Source organism: Actinomadura syzygii (genome assembly GCF_008085905.1).
Taxonomy (GTDB): domain Bacteria; phylum Actinomycetota; class Actinomycetes; order Streptosporangiales; family Streptosporangiaceae; genus Spirillospora; species Spirillospora syzygii.
Genome location: NZ_VSFF01000021.1, coordinates 99,908 through 109,752 on the forward strand (window position 1 = coordinate 99,908; position 9,845 = coordinate 109,752).

At 74.6% G+C, this 9,845-nt stretch carries 6 protein-coding genes; 3 read left to right on the forward strand and 3 right to left on the reverse strand.

Translation table 11 applies throughout. The annotated features are described in order from the left end of the window. Positions 1 to 102 precede the first annotated feature (102 nt). Genes FXF65_RS42255 through FXF65_RS42265 form a run of 3 tightly spaced genes read left to right on the forward strand, consistent with a single transcriptional unit; the run spans position 103 to position 3,516 of the window. Complete coding sequence (locus FXF65_RS42255) at positions 103 to 1,413, forward strand: cation:proton antiporter (protein ID WP_148356109.1); 1,311 nt, start codon at positions 103 to 105, stop codon at positions 1,411 to 1,413. Then, positions 1,400 to 2,458, forward strand: a complete 1,059-nt coding sequence (locus FXF65_RS42260; protein ID WP_246199490.1) for a FecCD family ABC transporter permease — start codon at positions 1,400 to 1,402, stop codon at positions 2,456 to 2,458. The genes FXF65_RS42255 and FXF65_RS42260 overlap by 14 nt, the downstream gene beginning before the upstream one ends. Continuing rightward, positions 2,455 to 3,516 carry a FecCD family ABC transporter permease gene (locus FXF65_RS42265; protein ID WP_246199492.1) on the forward strand — a complete coding sequence of 354 codons (1,062 nt, stop codon included), beginning with the start codon at positions 2,455 to 2,457 and terminating at the stop codon, positions 3,514 to 3,516. The genes FXF65_RS42260 and FXF65_RS42265 overlap by 4 nt, the downstream gene beginning before the upstream one ends. Positions 3,517 to 3,544: 28 nt before the next feature. Here the strand turns inward: FXF65_RS42265 and FXF65_RS42270 are convergent, their stop codons facing one another. From FXF65_RS42270 to FXF65_RS42280, 3 genes are all read right to left on the reverse strand, one after another. Continuing rightward, positions 3,545 to 4,372 carry a siderophore-interacting protein gene (locus tag FXF65_RS42270; protein ID WP_148356110.1) on the reverse strand — a complete coding sequence of 276 codons (828 nt, stop codon included), beginning with the start codon at positions 4,370 to 4,372 and terminating at the stop codon, positions 3,545 to 3,547. A gap of 30 nt (positions 4,373 to 4,402) precedes the next feature. After that, positions 4,403 to 4,618, reverse strand: coding sequence for an MbtH family protein (locus FXF65_RS42275; RefSeq protein ID WP_148356111.1), 216 nt, complete (start codon positions 4,616 to 4,618; stop codon positions 4,403 to 4,405). Beyond that, positions 4,615 to 9,845, reverse strand: a 5,231-nt coding sequence (locus FXF65_RS42280; protein WP_148356112.1) for an amino acid adenylation domain-containing protein, incomplete at its 5' end; no start/stop codon positions are given. The genes FXF65_RS42275 and FXF65_RS42280, both read right to left, overlap by 4 nt.

The following is a 9,845-nucleotide window of genomic DNA, read 5'->3' on the forward strand; positions in this document are numbered from 1 at the left end:
GGCGCCGCGCCCCGGCCGCACAAGGAGGGCACGCCCGGTGGCACCCCAGAACCCGTCCGCGCGCCGGACCCAACCTGGGCGGGCGCCGCGCGGGGTCTTGCAATGACGGGTGTTCCCGTCGCGGGCCTGGACCCGCACCGGCTGCTGGTGTTCCTGGTGCAGGTCGGCGGGCTGCTGCTGCTCGCGCTGCTGCTCGGCCGGGTCGCCCGGCGGCTCGGTATGCCCGCCATTGTCGGCGAGCTGGCGGCGGGCGTCCTCGCAGGTCCGTCGGTGCTCGGCCATCTGGCTCCGGCGCTCAGCGGCTGGGTCCTCCCACACGAGCCCGAGCAGGCGCACCTGCTCGACGCCGTGGGGCAGCTCGGCGTGCTGCTGCTCGTCGGACTCACCGGCGCGCATCTCGATCTCGGACTGATACGCCGCCGCGGCGGCGCGGTGGCGTGGATCAGCGGGGCGGGGCTCGCCGTCCCGCTCACGCTCGGGATCGGCTGCGGGCTGCTGCTGCCCGGGTCGCTCGTCCCAGACGGGGCCGGGCGCGGCACGGTCGCGCTGTTCCTCGGCGTGGCGCTCGGCGTCAGCGCCATCCCCGTCATCGCTAAGACGCTGCTGGAACTGCGGCTCCTGCACCGCGACGTCGGACAACTCACGCTGTGCGCCGTCACCGTGGACGACCTGGCCGGCTGGGTCCTGCTGTCGGTGGTGTCGGCGATGGCCACCACGGGCGTCCGGACCAACGAGGTGCTCCTGGCCGTCGGCAAGGTCGCGCTGGTGATCGCCCTGACCGCGGTGGCGGTCCCGCTGGTCCGGGCCGGGCTGCGCGCAGCGCGGCACGGCAGCCAGGACGCGGTGGCCGCGGTCGCGCTGATCCTGCTCGCGGCGGCCGGGACGCAGGCGCTCGGCCTGGAGGCGGTGTTCGGCGCCTTCGTCGCCGGCGTCGCGCTCGGCGGCGAGGAGGGCCCGGCCCGGCTGCCCGGCCTGGACGCGGCGGTGCTGACCGTCCTCGCGCCGCTGTTCTTCGTGACGGCGGGCCTGCGCATGGACCTCGGCGCGCTCACCCGGCCGGTCGTGGCCGGGGCCGCCGCCCTGCTACTGGCCGCCGCGATCACCGGGAAGTTCGGCGGCGCCTATCTCGGCGCGCGGCTGAGCGGGCTTGGGCACTGGGAGGGCCTCGCCCTCGGCGCGGGCATGAACGCGCGCGGCGTCGTCGAAGTGGTGATCGCGATGGTGGGCCTGCGCCTCGGCGTGCTGCCCCCAGAGATCTACACGGTGATCGTGCTGATGGCGGTCGTGACCTCCGTGATGGCCCCACCGGTGCTGCGCTCGGCGATGGCCAGGGTCGCCGAGTCCGATGACGAGCGCCGCCGCGGACACACCCAGGGCGGGCTTGAGGTGAGGCGGGAAGTTGCGAACTCCTGAGCTGCCGGACGACCCGGCGCAGGCGGCGGCGACCGCCCGGCCGCGCGGCGGGCGGCCGCTGCGCGCGACCGGGCTCGGCGCCGCCGTCCTCATGCTGCTGGGCGTCGTCCTGCTGAGCATCGCGGTCGGCGCCAAGTCGATCCCGCTCGGCACGGTCGTGCGCGGCCTCCTGACCCCGGACGGGTCGGAGAACGCGGTGATCGTCCACGACTACCGGACGACGCGGACGCTGCTCGGACTCGGTGTCGGCGCGGCGCTCGGCGCATCCGGGGCCCTGATGCAGGCGCTCACCCGCAACCCGCTCGCCGACCCGGGGCTGCTCGGGATCGAGTCAGGCGCATCCGCGGGCGTGGTGCTCGCGATCGGCCTGTTCCAGATCACCAGCCTCATCGGCTACGTCTGGTTCGCGTTCGCCGGGGCGGCGCTGACGGCCGTCGTGGTGTACGTGCTCGGGACCACCGGCCGCGGCGCGGCCACCCCGGTCCGGCTCGTGCTCGCCGGGACAGCCGTGAACGCCGCGCTGATCGCGGGGATCTCCGCGCTGACGTTCCTGGACGACCGGACTTTCGCCGCGATGCGGCTGTGGTCGGTCGGTTCGCTCGCGGGCCGCGACGCCGACGTGCTGACCGAGGTGACACCGTTCCTGCTGGCGGGTCTGGTGATCGCGCTGTGCTTGCCGGGCGCGCTCAACGCCCTCGCGCTCGGTGACGCGGCGGGCGCGGCGCTCGGCGCGCGGGTGGCACGGACCCGCGTCCTCGGCGTCCTGGCGATCACGCTGCTGTGCGGCGCAGCGACGGCGGCCGTGGGCCCGGTCGGTTTCGTCGGGCTGACGGTGCCGCACATCGCGCGGCTGGTCACCGGGCCCGACCACCGGTGGATCCTGCCCTACTCCGTCGTGCTCGCGCCGGTCCTGCTGCTCGGCGCCGACGTCGTCGGCCGCGTCCTGGTCCGGCCGGACGAGCTGGCCGTCGGCATCGTCACCGCGTTCCTCGGCGCGCCGGTGATCATCGTCCTGGTGCGGCGCCGCCGGGTGGCGGCGCTGTGACCCGGGTCAGCCGCGTCGGCGGGCCGGTCGCCGGGCTCCGGCTGGCCGGACGGCACGTCGGGCTGCGCGTCGGGGTGCGTCCCGCCGTCGCCGGGACGGGCCTGCTCGCCGCCCTGGCCGCCATGGTGGTCGTCGCGCTCGGCACCGGCGACTACGCGGTGCCGCCGTGGGACGTCGTCCGGTCGCTCACCGGGCACGGGACCGCCGTCACCGACTACGTGGTGCGGACACTACGGCTGCCGCGGGTCTCGATGGCGCTCGTCGTTGGCGCGTCCCTCGGGATCAGCGGCGCGATCTTCCAGAGCGTCGCCCGCAACCCGCTCGGCAGCCCCGACCTCGTCGGGTTCGAGACCGGCGCGGCGACTGGCGCGCTGCTGCAGATCCTGGTGCTCGGCGGCGGCCCGGCGGCGGTGGCGCTGAGCGCGGTCGGCGGCGGGTTCGGCACCGCGCTCGCGGTGTACGCGCTGGCGTATCGGCGCGGCGTGCACGGCTACCGGCTGATCCTGGTCGGGCTGGCGGTCGCGGCGGCGCTCAGCTCGGTGAACTCCTACCTGATCGTGAAGGCGTCGCTCCAAGAGGCGCAGGCCGCCGCCGTGTGGATGACCGGCAGCCTGAACGGGCGCGGCTGGGAGCAGCTCGGCCCAACGGCCGCAGCCGCGGCCGTGCTGGTCCCGGCCGCACTGTGGCTGTCGCCGCACCTGCGCGCGATGGAACTCGGCGACCCGGCCGCCAAGGCGCTCGGCGTACCGGTGGAGAGGTCCCGGCTGCTGCTGGTCCTGGTCGCGGTCATGCTGGCGGCGGTAGCGACGGCGGCGGCCGGGCCGATCTCGTTCGTGGCGCTGGCCGCGCCGCAGCTCGCCCGCCGCGTCACCCGGACGGCGGGCGTCGCGCTCGTCCCGGCCGGGCTGATGGGCGCGCTGCTGCTGCTCGCGAGCGACTACGGCGCGCAGCGCGTGCTCGCGCCGATCCAGCTCCCGGTCGGGATCATGACCGGGGCGATCGGCGGGCTGTACCTGATGTGGCTGCTGGTCCACGAGTGGCGGTCCGCCCGGGCCTGACGGGCGGCACCTCGCCAGGCCCGGGCGGTCAGTCGTCGTCCTCGTCCGGCTCGTGGTGGTCCAGGTTCACCACGCCGCGCTTCCAGAAGCCGTCCACGTCGGTGGTCTCGCGGTCCATGCCGCGTTCGCGGTGCAGGTAGCGGCGGATCGGCCGCAGCTCGCCCGCCTCCCCCGCGATCCAGACGTACCCTTCGCCGTCCGGGAAGACGAACTCCCGGATGGCCTTGTCGAGCAGGTCGGACGGGCCAGGCCGGGCCCGGTGCAGCCAGGTGACCCGCACGTCGGCCCGGCTCGGGAGCGACTGTTCTTCCTGCGGGCCGTCCACGAGCAGGTAGACGGACGCGTTCGCGCCCGCAGGCAGCGCTTCCAGGAAGCGGGCGATACCGGGCAGGGCGGTCTCGTCTCCGGCGAACAGGTACCAGTCGAAGTCGAACAGCACGATGATCGAGCCACGCGGCCCGACCACGCCGAGCACCTGGCCGGGCGCGGCCTGCGCGGCCCAGGCGGAGGCCGCGCCGTGCCCGTGCAGGACGAAGTCGAGGTCGAGCTCGCCCGCCGCCGCGTCGTAGCGGCGCGTGGTGTAGTCGCGGTGGACGGGATAGGGCGGCCCTTCGGGCATCTGGATGCCGTCGCCGTCGGCGTCCATCACCGGCAGGACGGGCTCCGCCGCGCCCGGCTCGGGGAAGAACACCTTGAGGTGGTCGGCCGGGGACCGGTCAACGAACCCGGCCAGTTCCGAGCCGCCGAGGGTGACCCGAGTCATCCGCGGGGAGAGCCGGGTGACCCGGACGACCTCCAGCCTGCGGACGGCCAGGTCGTGGTAGACGACGTCGAATTCGCGTGCTGCGCGCGTCATGGGACTCCGATCGGTGGAGGGTGCCTGGTTTCAGTTCTCGCCGTCCATGACGCGGACGAGGCTGAGCGGGCGCATGTCGGTCCAGTGCGCCTCGACGTAGTCCAAGGCGGCGTCGCGGTCGGCGTCGCGGAGGACGACGTCCCAGCCGCCGGGGACCTCGGCGAACGCGGGCCACAGCGAGTACTGGCCCTCCTCGTTGACCAGCACGTGGTAGGAGTGGTCGGTGCTCTCGAACGGGTTGGTCATCGGGTTTCCTTTCCGGTGGCGGCGCGCAGCGCGGCGTCCAGGACAGGGCCCATCCGCGCCAGCGCCTCGGGTGACATCAGGTCGTCGTGGGCGAACGGCAGCCGGTGCTCGGTCAACTTTCCGGTGATGTAGGGCGGCCAGACCACGCCCGGCGCCTCGTCGGGCGGCGTGCTCTCGGCCGCGGTGAAAAACAGGGCGTCGCCGTCGTAGCGGGGACTGCGGCTGCGCGCCAGGAGCCGGACGCACTCGACATTGACGTCCACGATCGCGTGCAGCAGAGCGTCGTCGAACCCGGCGAGAAGTCCGTGGCTGCCGCGGATGGCCGCGATCGCCCGGCTCCGGCCGGTCTCGCCGTCGTCCTCGCCGTCGGGTGGTGCGACGCCCGCGACGCCGAGCAGGAACCGCGACTCCTCGCGTTCGAGCGTCGCGCGCCAGCGCGGGTCGTCGGCGAAGCCGTAGTCCTCCAGTTCGGGCGGGTAGGCGTCCAGGAGGGCCAGGAACGCGACGGTCTCGCCGTCCTGCCGGAGGAGGGACGCGAGCGTGTGCGCGACCGTCCCGCCGAAGGAGTAGCCGAGCAGGTGGTACGGGCCCCGCGGCTGGACCTCGCGGATCTTGGCGAGGTAGCGGCGGGCCAGCCCGGCGACATCGGCGACGTCGGGCAGCAGACCCGCCAGCCCCGGCGACTGGACGGCGTACACCGGCCGGTCCCGGTCCAGGTGGGGCAGCAGGCCCGCGTACTGCCAGCCGAACCCCGACGCGGGGTGGACGCAGAACAGCGGCGGCGCCGTCCCCGCGCCGCGCACCGGCAGCAGCGTGCGCAGGGCGTCGCGGCGGGCGTCCGCGCCGGCCCGGGCGGCGACCTCGGCGATCGACGCGGCGGCCATGATCGTGCCGACCTGCACCGGGATGTTCAGCTCCGCGCGGACGCGCCCGGCCGCCCGCATCGCCAGCAGCGAGTGCCCGCCCAGCTCGAAGAAGTTGTCGTCCGGGCCGACGCGGGGCAGACCGAGCACGTCGGCGAAGATCCGGCACAGCAGGTCCTCGCGGGCGTCGGCGGGCGGGCGCGAGGGACGGGCATCCTCCGATGCGGGGGCGGGCAGCGCACGGCGGTCCACCTTGCCGTTGACAGTGAGCGGCAGCGCGTCCAGCGCGGCGAACACCGAGGGGATCATGTACCCCGGGAGCCGCGCCGCCAGGTCGCGGCGCAGCCCGACCGGGTCGGCGGCGGCCCCGGGCTCGGGGACGACGTAGGCGGCCAGCCGGGTCGTCCCGCCGTGCTCATGCGGCACGACGGCCGCGGCGGCGACGCCGGGAAGCGCGGCAACGGCCGCCTCCACCTCGCCCGGCTCCACCCGGAAGCCGCGGATCTTGACCTGGTCGTCGGCACGGCCGAGGAAGTCCAGCCGCCCGTCCGCGCGCCACCGCATACGGTCGCCGGTGCGGTACATGCGCGTGCCGGGCGCGCCGAACGGGTCGGCGACGAACCGGGCGGCGGTGAGGCCGGGCAAGGCGCGGTAACCGCGCGCCAGGCCGTCGCCCGCCAGGTACAGCTCGCCGGGGACCCCTTCGGGCACGTGCCGCAGCGCCGCGTCCAGCACGTACGCGCGGGTGTTCCAGATCGGGCGGCCCACGGTGGACGTCTCGCTTTCGGCGACGTCCGCGCCGAGGGCATTGATGGTGTACTCGGTCGGGCCGTACAGGTTGTAGCCCGATGTCCCGGGTGTTTCGGCGAGTTCGCTCCACAGCGCGGCGGGGACGTCTTCGCCGCCGAGCAGGACGAGCGCGGGCCGGTGCCGGTCCTGGTCGAGCAGACCGGCGTCGATGAGCTGCCGCCCGTAGGACGGGGTGACGTTGACGACGTCCACGCCCACCCGGTCGTAGTGCTCGGTGAGCGCGGCCGGGTCGAGCCGCAGGTCCTCCCCGATGACGTGGACCTCGTGGCCGTCCACGAGCCAGAAGAATTCCTCCCACGACATGTCGAACGCGAACGAGACGGTATGCGCGACGCGGAGCCTGTGTCCCGCGGCCCGTCCGATGGCGGGGCCGAAGATCCGTTCGCGGTGGTTGAACAGCATGTTCGTCAGGCCGCGGTAGGGCACGACGACGCCCTTGGGCCGTCCCGTGGAGCCGGAGGTGTAGATGACGTAGGCCGGGTGGTCGGCGCAGCGGCGACCACTGCGGTCGGCGTCGGCGATCGGGGTGGCCGCGAAGGCCGACAGGTCAAGGTCGTCCAGGGTGAGGCGTGGGGCCGCGGTGACGCGGTCGGCGACGGGTGTGGTCGTCAGGACGCAGATCGGCGCGGCGTCCTCGACCATGGCGGCGAGCCGGTCGCCGGGATGGTCGAGGTCGAGCGGCAGGTAGCCCGCGCCGGTCTTCAGGACGGCCAGCATCGCGACCACGAAGTGCAACGAGCGGGGCAGCGCGAGCGCGACGAGCCGTTCCGGGCCCGCGCCCCGCTCGATCAGCAGTCGGGCCAGGCGGTTGGCGCGCGCGTCGAGTTCGGCGTAGGTGAGGTGTTCTTCACCGAAGACGAGCGCGACCGCGTCCGGGGTGCGGGCGGCCTGCGTCTCGAACAGGTCGGGGAACGGGACGTCCGGGACGTCGTGCCCGGTGTCGTCGCCGAGGGTCAGCAGCCGGTCGCGTTCGGCGGCGCCGACCAGGTCCAGCCGTCCGACCGGGGTGCCGGCATGTCCGGCGAGCCGTTCGACCAGGTCGGCGAGCCGGTCGGCGATGGCCTGTGCGGCGTCGCGGTCGTAGAGGTCGGGGCGAAACGCCAGGCTCAGCTCCAAGCACGGTTCGGGCGTGACGGCGAGGGTCAGCGGATAGTGGGTGCCGTCCACGCTGTGCGTCCAGCCGATCTGGTTGGCCTCGACGGCGTCGCGGCGCGCGTCGTCGTCCAGCGGCGTGTTGCGGAAGACATAGAGGGTGTCGAAGAGCTGCCCGAGCCCGGCGGCGGCCTGGATCGCGCCGAGCCCGGCGTGGTGGTGCGGCAGCAGCGCCGCCTGCTCGCGCTGCGCCCGCACCAGCAGGTCCCGCAGCGGCTCGCCCGGCCGCAGCACGACCCGGACCGGCAGGGTGTTCATGAACATGCCGATCATGTGGTCCACGCCCGGCAGCTCCGGGGGACGTCCGGAGACGGTCGCGCCGAACACCACGTCGCTGCGGCCGGTGATCGAGGCGAGCAGCAGCGCCCACGCGGTGCTGAGCACGGTGTTGAGCGTGACGCCCGAACCGCGCGCCAGCCGCCGCAGTTCGTCGCTGGTCCGCTCGGACAGCACGATCTCGCACACGTCGGCGAGGACCGGCTCGCGGGCCGGGTCTGCGGGCGCGACGAGCGTCGCCTCGTCCAGCCCGGACAGTTGCCGCCGCCACGCGGCGACGGCCGCGTGACGGTCCTGGCCCGCGAGGAACCGCAGGTAGTCGCGGTAGGGGGTGACGGGCGGCAACGCGTGGGGGTCGCCGCCGTGCCGGTAGAGGGTGAACAGCTCCTCGAAGAACAGCGACTCGGACCAGCCGTCGGTGAGGATGTGGTGCTGGGTGACGCACAGCATGTACCGCTCGGCGGCGAGCCTGATCAGCGCGACGCGCAGCAGCGGCGGCTCGGTCAGGTCAAACCGGGTGACGCTGTCGGCCAGGGAGAATTCTTGCAGGGCGGCGTCCTGGTCGGCGGGGGCGCGGCCGGTCCAGTCGAGTTCCGTCCAGGGCAGCGTCCACTGGCCGGGGACGATCTGGACCGGGCCGTCGAAGCCCTCGTGCCGGAACCCGGCGCGCAGGTTCGGGTGGCGGCGCAGCAGCGCGTCGAAAGCGGCGCGCAGCGCGACGGCGTCCACGGCGTGCCGCAGCTCCACGAAGTTCTGCATGAGGTAGACGTCGAGTGCACGGTCGTCGTAGACGGCGTGGAAGTACAGGCCCTCCTGGAGCGGCGCGAGCGGCAGCACCTCCTCGGCGGACTGGCACAGCTCCCGCACCAACTCCCACTGCCGCCCGGTGAGCACGACGAGGTCGGCGGCGTCGGGCACCGTCCGGTCGGGCCCGGCCCGGTCGGCCCGGTCGGCCCGGTCGGCCCGGTCGGCGGACGCGGCGGCCAGCCCGGCGACCGTACGGTGCTCGAACACGTCGCGCGGCGTGAGGACGACCCCGTCCTTGCGGGCGCGCGAGACCAGCCGGATCGAGATGATGCTGTCCCCGCCGAGCGCGAAGAAGTCGTCGTCCACGCCCGGCGCGGGCACGCCGAGGACCTCGGCGAAGGCCGCGCACAGGACGGCCTCGCGGTCGTCGCGCGGGCCGCGCGAGGAGACCAGGCCCGACAGGTCGGGCGCGGGCAGCGCGGCGCGGTCGATCTTGCCGTTGACGGTCATCGGCAGCGTGTCGAGCGCGACGATCGCGGCGGGCACCATCGCGTCGGGCAGCTCGGCGGCCAGCCGGGCGCGGATCTCCCGCGGCCCGGGGCCGCCCACCACGTAGCCGACCAGGCGCGGAATCCCCGGGGCGTCCTCGCGCACCACGACCGTCGCGGCGGTGACGCCCGGGACCCGCGCCAATGCGGCCTCCACCTCGCCCAGCTCGACGCGGACGCCGCGGATCTTGACCTGATCGTCCACCCGGCCCAGGAACGCCAGCGCGCCGCCGGGCAGCCGCCGCACGCGGTCGCCGGTGCGGTACATCCGCTCCCCCGGCGCGCCGGACGGATCGGCCACGAACCGCGCGGCCGTCAACCCGGCCCGGCCCAGATAGCCCCGCGCCAGGCCCGCGCCGGACAGGTACAGCTCGCCCGGCACCCCGTTGGGGACCGGACGCAACCCGGAGTCGAGCACGTGGGCGCGGGTGGCGGCGATCGGGCGGCCGACCAGCGGGACGGGGCTGTCGGCCAGGTCGGCGGCCAGTGCGTCCACGGTGTACTCGGTCGGCCCGTACAGGTTCACCGACATGACGCCCGGCGCGTCCCGCACCGCCGACCACAGCGCGGCGGGCACGGCCTCACCGCCGAGCAGCAGCAGCCGGGGGCGGTGCGCGCCGTCGTCCAGCAGCCCCCATTCGAGGAGTTGCACGGCGTAGGTCGGGGTGACGTCCATCGTGTCGATGCGGTGTTGGCGGACATAGCGGACGACGTGCTCGGCGTCCCGGCGGTCGGTCTCGTCCAGGACGTGCAGCTCATGCCCCGCGACCAGCCAGAACAACTGCTCCCACGAGGTGTCGAAACTGAACGAGGCGGTGTGCAACGCCCGCA